We start from the raw sequence: 19,589 nt of genomic DNA, 5'->3' as shown, positions 1-19,589 counted from the left end.
CGCGTCAAGGGACCGCACCCCGGTAGATTGCGGGCGGGAGGGGGACCAGATGGCCGAGCACACCCAACGGACCGTGCGTGACCTGCGCCGCGCCAATCGCTCCGTGGTTCTGCAACGGTTGCATTTCGACGGCCCCTTGAGCCGGCAGGAACTCGGCCCCGCAACGGGCCTCAGTTCAGGCTCCGTCAGCAATGTGGTCGCCGAACTCGTCGACGACGGGCTGCTGGAGGAGGCCGGCGTGGTCGGCTCCGACGGCGGCCGGCCGCGCACCCTGCTGCGCATCGCCCCGGCGGCCGGCCGGCTCATCGGCGTGGACGTCGGCGAGACCAGGGTCGGCGTCGAGCTCTTCGATCTCTCGATGCGCGAACTCGCCCGCGCGGAACTTCCGTTGAGCGACCACCACTACGACGTGGCAGCGGTCACCCGGCATATCGCCGACGGGATCGCCACCGTGCTGGGGGAGAGTGGTACGGACCCGGCCCGCCTGCTCGGTGTCGGTGTCGGCGTCCCCGGCATCGTCGACCGGTCCGGCCCCGGCGGCGCGGTCGTCCACGGCCAGACCGTCGGATGGGACGCCGTCCCACTGGAGGGCCTGCTGCGCGATGCCGTCGAACTCCCCGCCGGCGTACCGCTCTTCATCAACAACGGCGCCAAGGCGCTCGGCCAGGCGGAGATGTGGTTCGGTGGCGGACGTGGCGCCGGGGACGCGGTCATCGTGCTCCTCGGCTCCGGCGTCGGCGCCTGCATCGTCACCGGCGGTGCCGTCCACGGCGGCGCCCGCGACAGCGCCGGCGAATGGGGGCATCTGACGGTCCAGGTCCGCGGCCGGCGGTGCCGCTGCGGGGCCCGCGGCTGCCTGGAGGCGTACACCGGATCCGGGGCGCTGCTGCGACGCTGGCGGGAGGCCGGCGGCCGGCCGCCCGCGGACGCCGACGAGGAGACGGCGATCACCGCCCTGGCCGACGCCGCCTTCCCCCCGTACGGCAGCACCCCAGACCCGATCGCCCGCGCCGTCCTGGACGAGACCGCCGAATACCTCGGGGCCGGGATCTCCGACCTGATCAACCTCTTCAGCCCGGAACGGGTGCTCATCGGCGGCTGGGTCGGCCTCCGGCTCGGACCGCACCTCCTGCCCGCCGTCCGCACCCACGCCACCGCCTACGCCCTCGCCCACCCCGCCGGCCGCGTCACCATCGGCCTGGGCCTGCTCGGCCCGGACGCCGTCACGGTCGGCGCGGCGACACTGCCGCTGGCGGACTTCCTCAAGCGCGGCGGTCGGCGGCCGGCGCGGGCGCCGGAGCGGGCGGCGCCACCTGGGTGGCGGACGGTGCTGGACGCCCGGACCCGGCGGACACCGGGGTGAACCGCCGCCCCCGGACCAGCGCCAGCGCCACCGCACAGGCGGCCAGGCCCGCCGCGCAGCTCACCCCGAACGCGGCCCGGAACCCGTACGCCTGGGCCAGCGGGCCGGCCGCGAGCGCCGCCACCCCCTGCCCGACGATCAGCCCGGACCCCAGCAGCGTCATCGCCTCGCCCATCCGCGCGGCCGGCGCGACCCGCTCGGCGAGCCCGAACACCGCGATCAGATGCGGTGCCACCGCCGCGCCGATCCCGGCGATGACCAGCGTCGTTCCGGCGAACCCGGACACCGCGAGCAGCGGCAGCACCAGCAGCGTCTGCGCCACGATCGCGAGCCGGAGCCGGACCGTCAGATCCCGCTTCCCCGGCCGCGCCGTCGCCACCAGCCCCGCCAGCGCGCTGGTCACCGCCATCGAGCCCCAGACGAAGCCGGCCGTGCCCGCATCGCCCAGGTGCTCGGACAGCGCGCTGACACCGGCGTTGGCGCCGCCCCAGATGATCCCCTGCGCCAGCGCCATCACACACAGCACGATCAGGGCGGGCGACGCCAGCGGCACCCCGGCCGCCGCCACCGGCCCGGACCGCACCGGCCCCGGAGCCGTCGGATGCAGCGCGAACAGCACCCCGCATACGGCGCTGAGCAGGGCCGCGAGCAGCAGCGCCGCCGAGGGGTGGCACACCACCACGACCGTGGCCGCCAGCGCCGGCCCCGCCATGAAGCTGATCTCGTCGATCGTGGTGTCCAACGACAGCGCACGCGCGGTCAGTTCCTTCCCCTCGGGGCGGGACGCGGTCAGCGCGATCCACCGCGTCCGTGACAGCGGCCCCACCTGCGGCATCGTCAACCCGGCCAACCCCGCCAGTAGCGCCTGCGCCGCCACCGGCAGCCCGCCGAGCACCGACCCCACCAGCGCCACGACGGCCACCGCGTTCGCCGGCGCGGCCGCCAGGATCACCGGCCGGTGCCCGCGCCGGTCGGCCAGCCGCCCGATCGGCGGACCGCCCACCGCCTGACCCAGCCACAGCATCCCCGCGACCACCCCGGCCCGCCCGACACCGTCCAGCTCCGTCAGCATCATCAGCGTGCCGATCGGGCAGAGCGCCGCGGGCAGCCGGGCCAGGAACGAGAGCACCGGCAGCCAGGCCCCCGCGACGGAGAACACCGCACGAAAAGCACTCACCGCAGACACCGCATCCCCCCGAACGAGCAACTCGCCCCAGTACAACCGCGACCCCGGCCTCCGGACCATCCGCACGTCATCCGAAACGACGCCGCGGAAAGCCCACCGCATCTGGAGGAACGCCCAAGAACGTCCGGGCCGCGCCCGGCCTCAGGCGTCGTCGGCCGCGTGGACCCGCCGCCCCCCGACGAACGTCTGCAGGACACGGGTCTCGGCGATCTCCTCGTCGGGGCCGTCGAAGGGATCGCGGTCCAGGACGACCAGATCGGCCAGCATTCCGGGCCGGATGGTGCCGGCGTCGTCGAGGTGGTTGGCGTAGGCGCTGCCGGCCGTGTACGCGGCGAGCGCCGAGCCCAGATCGATGCGCTGCTCGGGCAGGAAGACCGGCGCCGAGGACGGGGCGTCCGGCGTACGGCGGTTGACCGCGACATGCAGCGCGGCGATCGGGTCGGGGGAGCTGACCGGCCAGTCGCTGCCGGCCGCGAGGGTGGCGCCCGAGCGCAGCAGATCGCCGAACGGGTACTGCCGGGCCGCCCGTTGGGCGCCCAGGAAGGGAATCGTCAGCTCGTCCATCTGCGGTTCATGGGCCGCCCACAGCGCCTGGATGTTCGCCGTCGCACCCAGCCGGCGGAATCGCGGGACGTCATCGGGGTGCACGACCTGGAGATGGGCCAGGTGCGGCCGGGTGTCGCGGGGGCCGTTCGTCCGCCGGGCCGCCTCCACCGCGTCCAGTGCCTCGCGTACGGCCCGGTCGCCCAGCGCATGGAAATGCACCTGGAAGTCCTCCGCGTCCAGCAGGGTGACGTAGGTCCGCAGCTCCTCGGGGTCGATGAAGGAGATGCCGCTGTTGTCGGACGTGCAGCCGCAGGCGGTGAGGTAGGGGGTGAGCATGGCGGCCGTGTGGTTCTCGGCGATCCCGTCCTGCATGATCTTCACGCTGGTCGCGCGCAGCCGCCCGCCGGTCAACTCGGCCCGCTTCGCGATGAGTTCGGGAATCTGCTCGGCGCCCCGGGCCCGGTCCCACCACAGCGCCCCCGTCACCCGCGCGGTCAGCTTCCCGTCCTGCCGGGCGGCAAGGTACGCGGGGACGGCGTCGACCGTGCCGGGCCCGTCGCCCAGCATCGCGTCCTGCCAGGCGGTCACTCCGTAGGAGTGGAGCAGCCGCTGCGCCCTGAGCAGGCCGGCGGTCTGCTCGTCGAGGCCCGGCTGCGGAATCAGGTCGGCCACCAGCCGCATGGCGCCCTCCTGCAGCATGCCGGTGGGCCGGCCGTCGGCGGCCCGCTCGATCCGCCCGTCGGCCGGGTCCGGCGTACGGACCGTGAGCCCGGCCAGCTCCAGCGCACGGGAGTTGGCCCAGCCGCCGTGGTGATCGCGGTTGACGAGGAACACCGGGCGGTCGGGCACCAGGGCGTCCAGGAACTCCCGGGTCGGCATCCCGCCGGGGAAGGCCTCCAGCGACCAGCCGCCGCCGGTGATCCACGGCGCGTCCGGATGCGTGGCGGCATAGCGGCCGATCAGCTCGCGGTAGGCGTCCGCCGTCTCCGCCGCGCTCAGATCGCACAGGGCCAACTCCATGCCGCCGCCGACCGGATGGACATGCGCGTCCTGGAAGCCGGGGATCAGCAGCCGACCGCGCAGGTCGACCACCTCGGTACCCGGCCCGATCAGGTCACGCACCTCCGGCTCGTGTCCGACGGCGACGATACGGTCCCCGCGCACCGCCACCGCGCCCGCCCGGCTGCGCGCGGCGTCGACGGTGTGCACGGGGCCGGAGAGGAAGACGAGGTCGGCCGGGGAGCCGGAGTCGACGGTGGCGTGCGGGGTCGGCTCGGGCTCGACGGTGGTGCTGAGGTCCATCTGGCAGTTGCTCCAGTCGTGTGTGGTGTGGGTGTGGGTGTGGTGGTGCGGGTGCGGCAGGCGACGACCGGCCGCGGTCCGGGAGGGCTTGTGGGGTGTGGCGCGGGACGTGGTGGGCCACGGTCCGGCACCCGGCGCGCCGCGCCGGTCAGCTCTGAGAAGGGCGGGCCAGCGGGGCCGCTTCGCCGTCCATCGGCAAGGTGATCGCGTCGGCGTCGGTGCCCCGGCCGGTCGTGAAGTACGGCGCGCGGCGTACCCACTTGGCCCATGCCGCGGTCGCCAGGCCCACCAGGACGAAGAGCGAGGGGAGCAGCAGCATGAACCAGCCGTTGTCCGGACTCGGCTCGAAGAGGTCGCTCAGCGTCGCGTAGTACCGGACGAGGTAGCCGCCGAGCCCGAACAGCGCCAGCGCGCTCGCCGCGGGGACGACCACATCCCGCAGCGCGCGGACCGGCCCCTGGCGCAGGCTGCCGCGGAAGCGCACCGCGCAGGCCAGGGCGGTCAGTCCGTAATAGAGGGCCACGGTCAGGCCGATCGAGTTGACCGCAGTGAGGATCATGTCGTTGAGCTGGGGGATGCCGACGGCGAGTACGGCGAGCAGCGCGGCGAGGGCCATGATCAGGAGGGTGCCCACGGCGGGGGAGCCGTAGCGTGGGTGCACCCGCTGCCATACGGGGCCCAGCGTCCGGTCACGGGCCATCGCCAGCGCGCCGCGGGCGGTGGGGATGACGCTCGACTGGAGGGAGGCGAAGGCCGAGCACATCAGCGCGGCCAACGGCAGGGAGGCCCAGGGTTCGGGCGCCAGTCTCCCGCCGAGGAAGGTGAGCGCCTGCGGGCCGTTGCGGATGAGTTCGTCGGTGTTCATCACCCGCTGGAAGGCGAGCGCGCCGACCAGGAACAGACCGAGCATCGCCACCAGCGCGATCAGTCCGCCGCGCGCCGCGTCGGAGGCGTTGCGGGTCTCCTCGTTGACGCTGAACGCCGCGTCCCAGCCCCAGTAGATGAACACCGCGATGACCATGCCCTGGGCCAGCGCCTGGGGTGAGGCGATGTCGAAGGGGTTCAGCCAGGACAGCGAGAACGGCTGGTCGCCGATGACCAGGGCGTAGCCGCAGAAGACCAGCAGGACCGCGTACTCGAAGAGCAGCAGCCACAGTTGCAGCCGGGTCGCGGCCCGTACGCCCGTGATGGCGGTGAGGGTGACGGCGACCAGCGCGATCAGGCCGACGGCCGTGCTGATGCCGGTGGCGGACGGGTCCAGGCGCAGTCCCAACAGGCTGTACAGGCCCAGCTTGTTGAGGAACTGGAGCACGACGGATCCGGTGACGGCGCCCGTGTAGGCCATGAAGATCACATTGCCGACCAGCACCACCCAGCCGGTCAGAAAGCCGGGCCAGGGGCCGATGGACCGGCCCACCCAGGTGTAGCCGCTGCCGCAGTTGGGCTCGCTGCGGTTGAGCCGGGCGTACGACAGCGCGATGCCGAGGATGGGCAGGAAGGCCAGCAACAGCAGGGCGGGGGTCTGCCGGCCGGCGTACGCGGCCAGCGACCCCATCCCGATGCCGATGCTGGTGGTCGCTGCGGTGCTCGACGCGGCGATCGCCACCCCGTCCTTCACCCCCAGTGAGCGGCGCATTCTCGCCGGGCCGGGGTCCTGCTGCTGCACTGCGGAGGGCATGGCACTGACTCCTTGGACGGGGGCCGGACCGGTCCCGATGGGCCGGGTGTCCGCCGATGAAACAGTCCGCGCATTCTTGTGTCAACGGTGTTGACGTAACCTGATGATTAACTGGCCCGACCGGGCCGTGACGCGTCCCGGGCACGGCGCGGGAGCGCACCGGGCAGGCCCGGGCGCCAAGGCGAAGCGAGGGGTGCGGTGTGGCGGCGAGCGAGCGCGTCCCGGCCGAGCGCAAACGGCGCCGGCCGACCGGTTCGGGTGTGGTCCTGTCGGCCGACCTCATCGTCGACACCGCGCGCGAGCTGATCGACGCCCAAGGGGCGCAGGCCTTCACCGTGCGCAAGCTGGGCGCGGCCCTCGGCGCCGATCCGTCCGCCGTCTATCGCTACTTCCGCAACACCGAGGACCTGCTGCTGGCGCTCGCCGACCGGCTGATCGGGGAGTCCATGGCGGGCTTCGCGCCCAGCGGCGACTGGGCAGCCGACCTGCGCGAATTCGGTATGCGCGCCTACCGTTCCGCGCTGCGCCACCCACAGATCGCGGTGTTCAGCACCGTTCGCGTCACGGGCCGCCCCCACGAGCAGCGCGCCGTCGACACCGGCGTCGGGCTGCTGCTCCAGGCCGGTTTCGACGACGCCACCGCCGTCCGCCACTACCACGCCTTCGTCGACACCGCCCTCGGCCATGCGGCTCTGGACGCCGGCGTGCTGCGGCTGGCACCCGCCCAGCGCGCGGCGGACGAGCAGGCGTGGCAGGACGCGTACGGCAGCCTGCCGGCGGACGACTTCCCCAGCCTGCACCGCGTACGCGAGCACCTCCCCGTCATGGCGGGCTCGGCCGTCGAGCCCGCGCTCGATCTGCTCATCGCGGCGTTCCGCGGCGAGGCGGCGCAACGGCCGGGGTGAGAGGGGGCTGACCGTGGTGCGCGGGGTGAGGTGAGGCCCCGGCCGCGGTGCGGTGCGGGGTGGCGGAGGACGAATACGGAGGATGAATTACGTCACCTCGGAAAATGCCTCGCATATCGGGCGCCGGGGGGATGCGCCCCTCGGCGAAGTGCACCTAGGCGCCCAAGCGGCACACCGAAATGCCCCACATCATCCACTTTCGCCCGACATAAAGTGCCTCACTCTGCGCCACGTCTCATCACTCCACGCCACTGCTTCCTCCCGTCTCCCGGTCCCGGGGAGCCGCGCTCCCCGTCTGACGCTTCCTCAGTGCCGCCCCGCTTGATAGACACGTCCGCATCATCCGCACGTGGTATGGGACGCGCACCATGAACGACCGCAACACCTCGGACCACCACATATTCGAGCTCGACCTCGCCGATCACGAGGCCCGCAGGCGGACCGAGGTCCTCGCGGCGCTGGGCGACACCTGGGACCCCGTCGCGGTCATGGAGGGCGAGGCGGAGGCGAACCGCCTGCTCTACTCGGGCCTGGACGCCGACCAGCAGGCCACCTACGACATGCTGGTCGCCGCGGGCGTGCTGCCGCCCTCCGGGCAGGGCTGAGCATGCTGCCCCTCGACCCCACCGCCGACATCGGCCGCCGGGCCTGGGTGCCGTGCCCCCGCTGTCAGGACCACGAGGGCTGCGGAACCTGCCTCGACGGCCGTACCTGCCACGAACACTGGCGCTACCTGCTGTCGAACAAAGGCAGCGTGCTCCATCTGCAGTGCCCCAACTGCACCCACCTGTGGGCCTGGCAGTCGGGCTTCGGCGCCGGCGGCCGCACCGACGGCTGACGCCCGGCCGGGCCACCGGCCCTGATCCGCCGGACGTCGAGGCAGCCGATCCCTACGGGGCCTCGAACCGGTCCGGTCGGTGGGTGGGGCGGTACGGGTGGTTCGCGTCGTCGGGTGTGCCCGGGTGTGCTGCGCCGGACGTGCGGCGGCGGTAGCGTGATCTTCATGGAGCTGCATGCGCGATCGCTTTGGCTGGTGACCGAACCGCTGCACGCGGTCTGCTACTTCGACGAGGAGTGCCGCGGCCTGGGCAAGGCGCTCGGCCTCAAGGGCTTCTGGATGGGGTATTTCGCCTCCCGCACCGCTCCGTTGGGAGCCGTGGAACCCGCGGCCGCCACGGCCGTACTCGGGGTGTTCGCCCCGCACATGGTGGCCCGTGCCCTGCCCGCAGCCTGGAGCATCGCCGGCCCGGCGCACGTCCTCGACGAGCGCGGCGGCCGGGCCGCCCGCGCCCTGCGCAGGATCGGCCCCGAACTGGAGCGCGGCGCCGCCGAACTCCTGCCGCCGCTCCAGAAGATGGTCGACGAGGCCTCCGCCCTCGCGCGGCCCCTCTTCGCCGCCAACCGGGCACTGTGCGACCAGGCCGACCCCGTCGAGCGGCTGTGGCAACTGGTCACCACCTTGCGCGAGTTCAGGGGCGATGCGCACCTCGCCGTACTCGCCGACGAAGGCCTCGACGGCTGCGAAGCCCTCGTCCTGGCCGCCGCGTCCGGTCGCGTACCCGAGGACACCATCCGCCAGGACCGGGGCTGGAGCGAGGAGGAGTGGGCGGCCGCCGCGGACCGGCTGCGCTCCCGCGGCCTCGTCGACGCACGGGGCGGCGCCACCGAACACGGCCTGCGGGAGCGCGAGCGCATCGAGCAGGCCACCGACCGGCTGGCCGCCCGGCTGCTGAACTCCCTGCCGGAAGCGGAGATCCAGGCGCTGCTGCACGCGCTGGAACCCGTCGTCCGACGCATCCTCGCCGCGGATGTGCTGCCCTTCCCCAACCCCATCGGGCTCCCGCACCTCGACGACCCCCTGCCCCCGCCCACCGCCGGCGCCGCTCCCTGAGCCCTGTCCGATGAACCGGGGCCGGAAGGCGAGGGCCGTCCGGTGGGCCGGGGCCGGAAAGCCTAGGCGCGCTGCCTGCCCGCCTCCTTCAACTTCTGCTCCAGATCCATCGTTTCGGAGGCGGGCGGGGCCTGGACCCGGACCGGCTTGTTGATGTCGAAGAACCGTATGGTCACGTCGAGCGGGCCCTGCGTTGCCCGCGCACGCTCCCGGAACTTCACCATCCGGTCATCGGGGCCGACCCACATGTCGAGCTTCAGCTCGCTCACCCCGAGCTGCCGGTACTGCTCGACCACCTTCTTGCGGCGCTCGACGGCCAGCGCGCTCTTGGCGGGCCGCTTCGTCAGCAGATCCGCCACATCGACCGTGCCGGAGTAGTGCGTGGTGCGTACCCCGTCGACGGTCTCCTCGCCGACCTTCTTGACGTCGTCGGACTGGGGAAGCAACGACGCCTGCGCCGCCGGGTCCTGGTCGGCCTGCCGCCGCATTCCCCCGAAGCCGCCCGCGCTGCCGCCGGCGTCCTTGTGCTTCATGGGGAACTTGATCCAGCGCTTGCCGCCCATCGCGGCCGCCGCGTCCTTGCCACAGCCCAGATACAGCGAGCCGTCGACGAGCCGCACCGAGAACTCGCCCTCCTCCTGGCCCCCGGACGCCTTCATCCGCATGTCCATGGCCCGCGGGCGGAGACTGAACGACACCTTGCCCTCGACGGTCCCCTGGCCCGGGACCTTGCCCGAGAGGCGATAGGACACCGAATTGAGTTTGGCGCCCTTGTTGACCGCCTTCTGCACCGCGGCGACCGGCGTCGCGTTGATGCTCTGCGACCCGCCGGGCCCGGCCGCGGACTTGCCGCCCGATGCCGTACACGCCGCCGTACCGCCGCACACCATCACACCCGCGAGCAGCGCCCCCAGTGTCCGGACCGACGTGCGGGAGCGCCCGGCACCGCGACGCGAGACGCCGGACGAAGAGCCCGCGACACCGGAACGAGAGGCACCGGACCGAGCGGCGCCGGAGTGCGGCACGCCTGAACGCGGGCCGGCGGAAGAAGAGTTACGCGAAAGATCGGACACGGTCCCCCCACGGACACCTGAAACTGTGAAGATATGACTGATCAAGACGGTAACCCACCGCACTGACAATCCCCGCCGAATATCCACGCCACCTCGCTGGCCTGCGGATTCATCATGCGTCCGCCTCGGCGGCACCCCTCGTCCGGGCACACGGAGTGATTTTCATCTGGTGGTTCGATGGGTGCTTTGGTGTGCTTTGCTATGCAAGATCGGGACACCTCCGCGCAAGAGGCGTTGAATGGGTATGGATCCTAGAGACTTGTGGGACCGCAATGCCGTTCTGGCGGAAGCGTTTTGTTTGGGTGACGAGCGCGTGCGGGAGGCGCAGGCCAGGCTCGACGAGGCCCAGGCGGACCGGTCACGGGTTTTGGCGGCGTTCGCGGTGACGGTGGGCAGTACCGGCGCGGTGGCCGGTCTGTTCGGTTTGAACGAGCGGGAAGTGCGGATCGCCCGGCGCACGGTGGGCAAGGACGATGCCCGTGCCGTCGCCGAGAAGCTGCTGGCCACCGCCTCGCCGACCGCCACACCGCCCAGTGAGCCGGACGACGCGCCCCCCGCGCCCGATGCCTCGGCCGAACCGCCCCTGCAGAACCCGTCCACCGGAGCCCGATCCACCGGTTCGTCCCGCGACACCACCGGCAGCGGCATGACGGGCACGTCCGACCAGAACTGGTCCCCGGCGATGGACGCGGTCCTCATCGGCAGTTGGCAGACCGGTGTGGATCTGCGGGAACTCGCCTCCGAATTCGGGATCGACCTCACGCGCCTGGTTACCCGTGCCCAGCAGCTGTCCGCCCAGGGGCGGTTCTATCCAGGCCCGGCGGAATCCCATGCGGGACGCCACCGGCGCGGTCCCGGAGATGTTCATGAAGCCGAGTACACCATTCCCGCACAGCAGACGGCCGCCTGGAACGCCGCGCCCTCGGCACACCAGATGGCGTCCGCCTGGCACACCGGCACGATGCCCTCGACCGAGTGCGTCCCCGACGTGACCGCCCTTGCCTCCGAATGGGACAACGCCCTCGCCCCCTGGGGCTCCATCACACCCCCGCACGAGGAGGCCGCACCCGCGCATCAGCCCTGGACCCAATACCACCTCAGTTCTTGACCCATGACGAACGACGAAGCTCCGGCGGGCACGCTGGACGGGAGAGTGGCGCTGGTGGCCGGCGCCACCCGGGGAGCCGGACGCGCCATCGCGGTGGAACTCGCCCGCGCGGGTGCCTTCGTCTACGCCACCGGGCGCAGCAGCCGGACCGCGGGACGGTCGGAGATCAACCGGCCCGAGACCATCGAGGAGACCGGTGACCTGATCGTCGCGGCCGGCGGTACCGGTACGGCCCTGCGGGTGGACCACCTCGACAGCGACCAGGTCGGCGACCTCGTCCGGCGCATCGACCGCGACCACGGCCGTCTCGACCTCCTCGTCAACGACATCTTCGGGGGCGACAGATACGCCCAGTTCGGCACCACTCTCTGGGAGCACGACCTCGCCGGCGGGCTGCGCATACTGCGCATGGGCATCGACACCCACGCGATCACCAGTCACCACGCGCTGCCGCTGCTCATCCGCCGCCCCGGTGGTCTGGTCGTCGAAATGACCGACGGGACCGCGGAGTACAACGCCGCCTACCGCCACCACGAGGGCTTCTACTACGACCTGGTCAAGGCCGCGGTGCAGCGCATGCCCCTCGCCCAGAGCCATGAACTCGCCCCGCACCGGGCCACCGCCGTCGCGGTGACCCCCGGCTGGCTCCGCTCGGAGCACATGCTGGAGGCCTTCGGTGTCACCGAGGACAACTGGCGCGACGCGACCGCTGACGTGCCGCACTTCTGCATCTCCGAGTCCCCGGCCTACGTGGCGCGGGCGGTGACCGCACTCGCCGCCGATCCGGACGTCGCCCGCTGGAACGGCAAGGTCGTCTCCAGCGGCCAACTCGCCCCCCTCTACGGCTTCACCGACACCGACGGCACGCGGCCGGACTGCTGGCGCTACCTCGCCGAGGTCCAGTCCCGCGGCCTGCCCGCCGACGACACCGGCTACCGCTGACCGGACTCCGGCCAAGGGCGCTGCGGCCGGCCCCACGGAGGCCGCGGCCGCGGCTCATCCCGAGGTGCGGTAGTGGTACCCGCACACCTCGCTGAAGCCCGTCCGCCCGTACAGCCGCAGTGCCGGGGCGTTGTCGCGCTCCACCTGCAGATACATGCGGTCGGCCGCGTGCGCGCCGGCCCAGTCGGCCAGCGCGGCGAGCACCTGGCGGGCCGCGCCCTTTCCGCGGGCCGCGGGCAGCGTGGCCATACCGAACACTCCCGCCCACCCGGTGTCGGCGACCGCACGGCCGACCGCGACGACATCGCCCCCGACCACCGCACTGGCGTAGACACTCGGCCCCTCCACACGGGCGAGCAGGTCCCACTCGGCCCGCGAGTCCCCGCCATGCCGGCCGTGCACGGCGTGCCAGACCTCGAACCAGGCGGCTGTCGGGCCTTCGTCCCGTCGCACCCTCGGTGATCCGGCCGACGCCTGCTCCAGGACCCGCGCCGTCGACGCCGCCCGCAACGACATCACGCTCTGACGGCGGTAGCCGCGCTCGGCCAGGACCGTGTCGAGCGCTTGCGGACACGCCCCCGGGCTGATCTGGAACCGCGTGTCCGCGTCACGGGCGGCATAGAACTCCTCCGCCGTGGCGATCCTGCGCGCCAACTCGCCCCGCTCGGCGTCGCCGTGTGGCAGCACCGTGCCCACCCACCACGAACACCGGGGCGCATGGCGCAGCCGCCACCCTTCGACATCCTCGACGTACTCGGCGGGAAGGGCCCGAGCCGCCCTCTCCTGCAGGGCTCTGAGCGTTCCCGGACCGTCGCTGCGCATGATGTACGGCACCACGGGCGCCTCCCTTCCCCGCACCCGGAAGGCACCGTCCGCCGATGCCGGGGTGCCCGCCCGTGGCAGAGTAACCCGCATGCTCATATCAACGCCTCGACGGCGAAGACACCTCGCTGCCGCCTTACTGCTGGTGAGCGTCGCCCTGCCCCTGACCGCCTGCGGCCAGCAGCGCGTCGCGACCGGCGCCCCGGGAACGTCCCCCAGTACTGCCCCCGGTGCCACACCCAGTTCCACCCCCAGTTCCACCGCCAGTTCCACCGCCAGTTCCCCTCCCAGCCCCTCCGGTGCCGGTGCGTCCCCCTACGTGGAACCCGGAGCCCACGACGGAGCCCCGCACTACGGCGACAACAACGCCTACCGCCGCCCTCGCGACATGTCGCCCGCCAGCGGGAAGGACGCCCAGAGGGAAGCCGATCGCATCGAGCCCGTACTCAAACGACTCTGGAAGCAGCGGAAGTGGGACCCCAAGAGCGTCCGCACCGCTCTGCTGGCCCTCGGGTACGAGGAACTGCGCACCGGCCCCAAGGGGGAGCAGCTCGGCGGGAAGCTCGAAGTGCGGAGCATGGACGCCCGCTACGAGGGCGACCACTACGTCACACCGGAAGGCGCCCAGATCGGCCTTCACGTCCACAAGGACGCCTGCGTGACCGCGTTCGTGCAGAAGACCAACTATCAGGTCCAGGTCAACGGGCCGTACATGGAAACCGGCTGTTTCGAACCGCCCTCCGGTCACTGACACACCTCGCGGGCGCGCCGACTCGACAGGCCGTCCGCATGACGACGGGCCTCGTGCACGAGCTTCAGCCCTCCTGCACGAGGCCGGCGTTCACCTCCCGCTGCCAGAGCCGGTGGTGCCACTCGTTGGCGTCCGCGGCCGGCTTGGTGGTCAGCACGGGGTTCGGACCGGTCTCGATGAGGTGCAGTAGCGTCCAGGCGACGCCGTAGCAGTCGTCGGGACCGAAGCACGCCGTCAGGGCCTTGGCCTCCTCCGCCGTGACCGGCTCGGAGATCGCACCGAGTTGGTCGACGCGTCGGTCGATCTCTTCTTCGCTCGCGTCCCCGTCGGGGAGCGGCCCGTCGGCTATGAACGTCTGCACTTCGGTTCTCATGGGGGAATGATCGGCCGCGGTCGCCGCCCTGGGCAAGCGCCTGGGCCAGCCGCCCGGGCACGTCAGGGCGCCGGCTCCAGGGCGCGGACGACACGTGTCGGATTGCCGCCCCCGGGTGGGGCGGGTGCTACGACGGGGCCATGAACGAAGGCGAGCGGCGACGCTTCATCCCGCCCGAGGCGGACCATGTGCCGAAGGGCAGGATGCTTGCCCTCTCCGACGGAGTGATGGCCATCGCCATGACCCTGCTCGTACTGGACATCAAACTGCCCGAGGGACTGAGCGGTGCCGAGCTGAGCCGGGCACTGGACGAGGTGCAGTCCCAGGCGGGCGCGTTCCTGCTGAGCGCGGTGGTGATCGCGCTGTTCTGGCGGGCCCACCACGCGGCGCTGCGGAACGCGGGGGAGCTCGACCCGGCCCTCTTCTGGCTCAATGTGGCATTCCTGGTGCTGGTGTCGTTGATTCCGTTCCCCACCCAGGTCCTGGAGAACTACGGAGACCGGTTCCTGGGGCCCGGCTTGTACGGGGCCGTCATCGGTACGGCCGCGCTGGTGGTGTACGCGATCGACCTGCGTACCAGCCGCTCGGCCGGTGTGTCGTGGCGCGGTGTCCCGCTCCCCGCCCAGGCCGTCGTGTTCCTGCTCTCGGTGGGGATCGCCCGAATCTCGCCCCTGGCCGCGATCTACAGCTGGGCCGCCACGGTGCCCCTTGCCGTGCTGGCCGACCGGATCGCGGCACGTGGTCGCTGACCGGATCGCGGCCGTGGTCGCCGACCGGACTTTCACCGACCTGGCCGTTCGCGCCCCGGCTTGCCCGTTCGGGGGAACCGGCTGTGTCGTGCCGGAAGGCGCGGGTGGCGCAGCTCCTACCGTCGGCCGGTATGACGCAGGTATCGCAGGACGCATCCGGCCTGAGCCGGCGCACCGCGCTCACCGGGCTCGTCGGCGGAGCCGGGGTCGCGCTGACCGCCGGGTGCATGCCCATGAACAGCAGCTCCGCACAGGGCCCCGCCGCCGGACCCACGGCGTCGGCCGCCGGCGCCACGCCCGGGGTGATGACGCTCTTTCAGAACCCGGCGTACAACTTCAGCGCCCTTTGGGCCCTCGGCGGGGCCGGGTTCAGCGGAAGCGAGGTGGGCGAGGTGCTCACCGCCGTCAACGCGATCAACAAGGCCGGCCTGTCCGCGCAGACGTACGTCGAGACCTTCAACAGGCTCGGCGACCGGCTCTTGGAGGCCCCCCAGGGCAGCCCGCCCGACCGGCAGACCCGGCGCTTCCGTGCGCTGCGGGCCGCCCAGTACTACGCCCAGGCGCTGTTCTTCGTTCTCGGCTCCGAGGACCCCGGCAGCGAGGAGCAGCTCTACAGGGCCGGGCGCGGCGCCTGGGACACGTTCTGCAGGCTGTGCGACCCGGCGCCGGTGACGGCGAACGTTCCGTACGGCGCGACGCCGCTGCCGGTGTGGTTCTTCCGCCCGGACGACTCCGGCACCCGGCGCCCCACCGTGATCCTCACGAACGGCAGCGACGGACAGAACGTCGACATGTGGGCCTATGGCGTCTCGGCCGCACTGGAGCGCGGCTGGAACGCCCTGGTGTACGACGGGCCGGGCCAGGGGCAGCTGCTCTTCGTGAACCGGGTGGTCTTCACGCCGCGCTGGGAGACGGTGGTCACGCCGCTCGTCGACTGGCTGCTCGCCCGTTCCGACGTGGACGACGACCGGATCGCCCTGACCGGGCTGAGCATGGCCGGCGACCTGGCCCCACGGGCCGCGGCCTTCGACAAGCGGATCGCCGCCCTCGTGGCGATGCCGGGATGCCTGGAGCCCTGGCTGGGCTTCCCGCCGGAGATCCGGAAGATCCTCACCCCGAGCAAGGCCGAGACCAACGACATCTGGAACAAGGAGGTCGCCCCCGAACTGCCCGCTGCCGACGCCGCGACGCTGAAGAAGCGTTTCGAACCCTTCTCCGTCCCGGCGATGCTCGCCGCCCGCCAGGGCAAGCTCTTCACCGACTTCTACACCCCCGCCAAGCGCGTCGAGGCACTGACCATCACGGACGTCGTGGGCCGGATCACGATGCCCACCCTGGTCCTCGACTACGAGGACGAGCAGTTCTATCCGGGACAGCCGCGCCAGATGTTCGACAGGCTGACGTCCCCCAAGGACTATGTGAAACTCACCGCGGCCACCGGCGCGCAGCTGCACTGCTCGCCGATGGCTCCGCAGCAGCACTGCGACGTCGTCTTCGACTGGCTCCAGGAGACGCTGCCGGCGCGCTGACCGCTGACCGGTGACAGCCGGCCGCTGATCGCAGACGGGGACCCGGCCGTCTTTCCGGCACGCCGTTCGGATCACCGAAGACGGCCCTTCAGGTGATTTCCGGACCCCTCACGAGCCGGGCGGCCGCCACGGGGGTACGGCGTTCCCGCAATCACGACCCGGAACCCGCACGAGGAGATCGGCCATGTACGCAGCAGTCCGACGGTACGAAGGGGTGACCGATCCGGCCGAGGCAGGACGCCGCGTCAGCGAAGGATTCGTACCCCTCATGCGCCAGGTCCCCGGCTTCGTGGCGTACTACTGGATCGACGCCGGGAACGGAGTCATGGTCTCGACCAGCGTCTTCCGCGACCGGGCCGGCGCCGAGGACTCGGTCTCCACAGCGGCGGACTTCGTGCGGGACCACCTCGCGACACTGCTTCCCAACCCGCCCCAGATCACGACCGGGGAGGTCGTGGCCTCCGCGTGACGGCCTTCGCACAAGGGCTGTCACGCAACCGTCGGTCGCTCCACGAGCCCCTGATGGGCCTTCATGCGGGCAGCAGCTCTGGGCGGCGGCCGCGAGCGTCGACAAGGCGGTGGACAAAGATCGCCGGATCGGCAGACTGGCCGCATGACCACACCGGATCCCAAGGCCGACCTTCACTTCTACCTGCAGTCCGCCCGCGATGCCCTGCTGTGGAAGCTCGAAGGGCTCTCGGAGTACGACGTCCGTCGCCCGCTGACGCCGACCGGCACCAACCTCCTGGGCCTGGTGAAACACGTGGCCGGCGTGGAGCTGGGCTACCTCGGCGATACTTTCGGGCGGCCGTCCGGCGAGCCGTTGCCCTGGCACGAAGAAGGTGCCGAGCCGAACGCGGACATGTGGGCCACCGCCGACGAGTCACGCGAGTCCATCGTGGAGCTCTACCGCCGCGCGTGGGCGCACGCGGACGCGACGATCGACGCGCTGGCGCTGGACACGATCGGCAGGGTGCCCTGGTGGCCCGATGACAGGGACGAGGTGACGTTGCACCATGCCGTGGTGCGCGTGATCGCCGATACGCACCGCCACGCCGGGCACGCCGATATCGTCCGGGAGCTGATAGACGGTGCCGTCGGGATGAACGAGGGCAACGACAGCATGGCGCCGGGCGACTCGGCTTGGTGGGAGAGCCATCGCAGCCGGCTGGAGCGTTCGGCTCGGGAAGCCGGCCACGACGCGTAACTCCGCCACGGGGCGGCATTTGCTGCCGCGGTGGGAGACGAATGGGAGACGATCATGGAGATCGCCTCCCGAAACCCGCCGGGATCCGCGCGGAATTGCTACATCGGAGCAGTTCGAAATCGCGGTGGAGAGCCGCCCTCAGCCGGCCGTCTCGCCCGCGTTCGGCGCCAGGACTCCTGCCGCGACCAGGGCGAACAGGGCTATGCCCAGGAGGATGCGGTAGATCACGAAGGGCATGAAGGACTTGTTGGAGATGAACTTCATGAACCAGGCGATCACCGCGTAGCCGACGACGAAGGCGATGATCGTGGCGAAGATGGTGGGGCCCCAGGAGACATGGCCCTCGCCCGCGTCCTTGAGCTCGAAGACGCCGGAAGCCAGTACGGCGGGAATGGCGAGCAGGAAGGAGTAGCGGGCCGCGGATTCGCGGGTGTATCCCATCAGCAGGCCGCCGCTGATGGTGGCGCCGGAGCGGGAGACGCCGGGGATCAGTGCCATGGCCTGGCAAACGCCGTACAGCAGACCGTCCTTGACGCTGAGGTCGGTGAGGGTCTTGCGCTGTTTGATGGCGCGGTGCCGGCCTCCGGTCTCGTCGCGGGCGGCCAGTCGGTCGGCGATGCCGAGTACCACACCCATCACGATCAGGGTGGTCGCGATCAGCCGCAGATCACGGAACGGACCCTCGATGGCGTCCTTGAGTGTGATGCCCAGCACACCGATGGGGATCGAGCCGACGATGACCAGCCAGCCCATCTGGGCGTCGTGATCGTGGCGCAGCTCCCGGTTGAACAGGGAGCGGCACCAGGTCGAGATGATCCGCCCGATGTCCTTGCGGAAGTAGATGATGACGGCCGCCTCGGTGCCGATCTGCGTGATCGCGGTGAAGGCCGCACCGGGGTCCTGCCAGCCGGCGAACGCCGCGGTCAGGCGGAGGTGCGCGCTGGAGGAGATGGGCAGGAACTCGGTCAACCCTTGGACGAGTCCGAGGACGAAAGATTCAAACCAAGTCATGGAATTAAGCGATCCAAGGGTGATCGAGCGCTTGCCTGCGCGAGCGGGGACAGCGGACGCCGGCGGGGGACATGGGTCTTTGCCGACCGGGGCAGCGTAACGTCCGAAGATGTCCGGGTGACCAAGGGGTCCTGTACGAACCGTGCTCGCCCGCTGTGGTAGGAGTCACAGTGCCCGGCCGCCCGGCTCGGGCCGGCGGGGGAGCGGTGAAAGTGACGCCCGGTCCCGCCCCTGACAGGCGGCCCTCTCCTGGCCGGCCCGGCCCGACCCCGCCCCGCGCCATCCGGACCCACCCGGGCCCGTCCCCCGTCCCCCTCAGTTACCGGTCCGCTCCCGGCCCTCTTCCGCGCCCGGTCGGTCTCCGCGCAGCGACTTGCGTTTGCACCAGGCGACCACCAGTGCGGCCAGCCCGCTGAGGACGATGAAGGCCATGGAGAGGAGGAAGGCCGGCGAAGTGGGCGTCGAGGCCCGGGCGCCCGCGATCACATACGCCGTGGTGTTGGGGATGCTCCCGAGCGCCGTCGCGAGCAGATAGGGGAGCCATCCGACACGGGAGACCGCCGCGCAGTAGTTCGTGGCGCAGAACGGCAGGCCGGGGAAGAGCCGGAGCATCAGCGTCGAGCGGAACCCGTACTCGCTCAACTGCCGGTCGGCGGCGGTCAGCCAGCGGGTCCGCAGCAACGGGCGCAGCGCGTCCTGGCCGAGCAGTCGGCCCAGTCCGAAGGTGAGCGCCGCGCCCAGCACCGTGCCGGCGAGCGCGGCCACCGGCCCCGCCACGCTGCCGAAGAGCGCGCCCGCGCCGAAGCTGAGGACCGAGCGCGGGACGAAGGCGGTGGCGCACACGCCGTAGGCCAGCACGAAGACCGCCAAGGCCGTCGGGCCGGACAGCTGCGCGGGCCAGCCGCCGATCAGCAGCCGCTGCGGATGCCACATCAGCATGGCCGCCGCGGCGCAGGCCAGCAGGGTGAGCAGCAGGCCCAGTCGGGCCCAGGGGGAGAACAGCACACGCGTGCAGCGCGCGGCGAGGCCGTCGGGCGTTGCGGCGGGGTCGAGCATCCCGGGAGCGTAACCGACCCGGCTGCCGGGGAATCGCCGAGAATCGTCATTCCGCCCGTATGGTCACGAAATGGGGCTCCTCGGTCGAGGGGCCTGG

At 71.7% G+C, this 19,589-nt stretch carries 20 protein-coding genes; 12 read left to right on the top strand and 8 right to left on the bottom strand.

Annotated features, from left to right (window positions below; all coding sequences use genetic code 11):
• Window positions 1–49 precede the first annotated feature (49 nt).
• Window positions 50–1,363, top strand: coding sequence for an ROK family transcriptional regulator (locus AC0680_RS15425; protein ID WP_478628484.1), 1,314 nt, complete (start codon window positions 50–52; stop codon window positions 1,361–1,363).
• On the opposite strand, the gene AC0680_RS15420 is transcribed toward AC0680_RS15425, so the two are convergent.
• The 3 genes from AC0680_RS15420 to AC0680_RS15410 all read right to left on the bottom strand — a co-directional run bounded on the left by AC0680_RS15420 (window position 1,263) and on the right by AC0680_RS15410 (window position 6,075).
• Window positions 1,263–2,540, bottom strand: coding sequence for an MFS transporter (locus AC0680_RS15420; RefSeq protein WP_478628483.1), 1,278 nt, complete (start codon window positions 2,538–2,540; stop codon window positions 1,263–1,265). The two genes, AC0680_RS15425 and AC0680_RS15420, sit on opposite strands and share 101 nt — an antisense overlap.
• Window positions 2,541–2,690: 150 nt before the next feature.
• Entirely contained in the window at window positions 2,691–4,397 is a 1,707-nt protein-coding gene (locus AC0680_RS15415) for an amidohydrolase (RefSeq protein WP_478628481.1), read from the bottom strand.
• Window positions 4,398–4,545: 148 nt separating this feature from the next.
• Entirely contained in the window at window positions 4,546–6,075 is a 1,530-nt protein-coding gene (locus AC0680_RS15410; protein ID WP_478628480.1) for an APC family permease, read from the bottom strand.
• A 200-nt stretch (window positions 6,076–6,275) separates the two neighbouring features.
• Here AC0680_RS15410 and AC0680_RS15405 point away from each other — a divergent pair, with 200 nt between their 5' ends.
• The 4 genes from AC0680_RS15405 to AC0680_RS15390 all read left to right on the top strand — a co-directional run bounded on the left by AC0680_RS15405 (window position 6,276) and on the right by AC0680_RS15390 (window position 8,871).
• A complete protein-coding gene (locus tag AC0680_RS15405; protein WP_478628478.1) occupies window positions 6,276–6,980 on the top strand; it encodes a TetR/AcrR family transcriptional regulator in 705 nt (234 codons plus the stop codon).
• 368 nt (window positions 6,981–7,348) lie between these two features.
• Window positions 7,349–7,585 (top strand): DUF6400 family protein, encoded by a 237-nt coding sequence (locus tag AC0680_RS15400; RefSeq protein ID WP_478628475.1) that lies wholly within the window; start codon window positions 7,349–7,351, stop codon window positions 7,583–7,585.
• A 2-nt stretch (window positions 7,586–7,587) separates the two neighbouring features.
• Window positions 7,588–7,818, top strand: coding sequence for a hypothetical protein (locus AC0680_RS15395; protein ID WP_478628473.1), 231 nt, complete (start codon window positions 7,588–7,590; stop codon window positions 7,816–7,818).
• Between the two features lie 165 nt (window positions 7,819–7,983).
• Window positions 7,984–8,871, top strand: a complete 888-nt coding sequence (locus AC0680_RS15390) for an SCO6745 family protein (protein WP_478628471.1) — start codon at window positions 7,984–7,986, stop codon at window positions 8,869–8,871.
• Between the two features lie 62 nt (window positions 8,872–8,933).
• Here AC0680_RS15390 and AC0680_RS15385 read toward each other — a convergent pair whose 3' ends face one another.
• Complete coding sequence (locus AC0680_RS15385; RefSeq protein WP_478628565.1) at window positions 8,934–9,785, bottom strand: SCO4651 family lipoprotein; 852 nt, start codon at window positions 9,783–9,785, stop codon at window positions 8,934–8,936.
• A 457-nt stretch (window positions 9,786–10,242) separates the two neighbouring features.
• On the opposite strand from AC0680_RS15385, the gene AC0680_RS15380 reads away from it, so the two are divergent.
• Window positions 10,243–11,052 (top strand): hypothetical protein, encoded by an 810-nt coding sequence (locus AC0680_RS15380; RefSeq protein WP_478628469.1) that lies wholly within the window; start codon window positions 10,243–10,245, stop codon window positions 11,050–11,052.
• Between the two features lie 3 nt (window positions 11,053–11,055).
• Window positions 11,056–11,994, top strand: coding sequence for an SDR family oxidoreductase (locus AC0680_RS15375; protein WP_478628467.1), 939 nt, complete (start codon window positions 11,056–11,058; stop codon window positions 11,992–11,994).
• 54 nt (window positions 11,995–12,048) lie between these two features.
• Here the strand turns inward: AC0680_RS15375 and AC0680_RS15370 are convergent, their stop codons facing one another.
• Entirely contained in the window at window positions 12,049–12,831 is a 783-nt protein-coding gene (locus AC0680_RS15370) for a GNAT family N-acetyltransferase (RefSeq protein ID WP_478628465.1), read from the bottom strand.
• Window positions 12,832–13,135: 304 nt separating this feature from the next.
• On the opposite strand from AC0680_RS15370, the gene AC0680_RS15365 reads away from it, so the two are divergent.
• Window positions 13,136–13,567, top strand: coding sequence for a hypothetical protein (locus tag AC0680_RS15365; protein ID WP_478628464.1), 432 nt, complete (start codon window positions 13,136–13,138; stop codon window positions 13,565–13,567).
• 64 nt (window positions 13,568–13,631) lie between these two features.
• Here the strand turns inward: AC0680_RS15365 and AC0680_RS15360 are convergent, their stop codons facing one another.
• Window positions 13,632–13,940: a hypothetical protein gene (locus AC0680_RS15360; protein WP_478628462.1), complete on the bottom strand. Its 309-nt coding sequence runs from the start codon at window positions 13,938–13,940 to the stop codon at window positions 13,632–13,634.
• A gap of 140 nt (window positions 13,941–14,080) precedes the next feature.
• Here AC0680_RS15360 and AC0680_RS15355 point away from each other — a divergent pair, with 140 nt between their 5' ends.
• From AC0680_RS15355 to AC0680_RS15340, 4 genes are all read left to right on the top strand, one after another.
• Window positions 14,081–14,689, top strand: a complete 609-nt coding sequence (locus AC0680_RS15355; protein WP_478628461.1) for a TMEM175 family protein — start codon at window positions 14,081–14,083, stop codon at window positions 14,687–14,689.
• Between the two features lie 131 nt (window positions 14,690–14,820).
• Window positions 14,821–16,218 carry an alpha/beta hydrolase family protein gene (locus AC0680_RS15350; protein WP_478628459.1) on the top strand — a complete coding sequence of 466 codons (1,398 nt, stop codon included), beginning with the start codon at window positions 14,821–14,823 and terminating at the stop codon, window positions 16,216–16,218.
• 268 nt (window positions 16,219–16,486) lie between these two features.
• Complete coding sequence (locus AC0680_RS15345; RefSeq protein ID WP_478628458.1) at window positions 16,487–16,687, top strand: hypothetical protein; 201 nt, start codon at window positions 16,487–16,489, stop codon at window positions 16,685–16,687.
• A 144-nt stretch (window positions 16,688–16,831) separates the two neighbouring features.
• Window positions 16,832–17,425, top strand: a complete 594-nt coding sequence (locus tag AC0680_RS15340; protein ID WP_478628456.1) for a DinB family protein — start codon at window positions 16,832–16,834, stop codon at window positions 17,423–17,425.
• Between the two features lie 138 nt (window positions 17,426–17,563).
• Here the strand turns inward: AC0680_RS15340 and AC0680_RS15335 are convergent, their stop codons facing one another.
• A complete protein-coding gene (locus tag AC0680_RS15335) occupies window positions 17,564–18,436 on the bottom strand; it encodes an undecaprenyl-diphosphate phosphatase (protein WP_478628454.1) in 873 nt (290 codons plus the stop codon).
• A gap of 315 nt (window positions 18,437–18,751) precedes the next feature.
• Window positions 18,752–19,492, bottom strand: a complete 741-nt coding sequence (locus AC0680_RS15330) for a TVP38/TMEM64 family protein (protein ID WP_478628453.1) — start codon at window positions 19,490–19,492, stop codon at window positions 18,752–18,754.
• Window positions 19,493–19,589 lie beyond the last annotated feature (97 nt).

The organism is Streptomyces sp. NPDC043738, assembly GCF_056436545.1.
The sequence above is the reverse complement of the archived record's forward strand: the minus strand, read 5'-3'. Positions and strand labels throughout refer to the sequence as shown.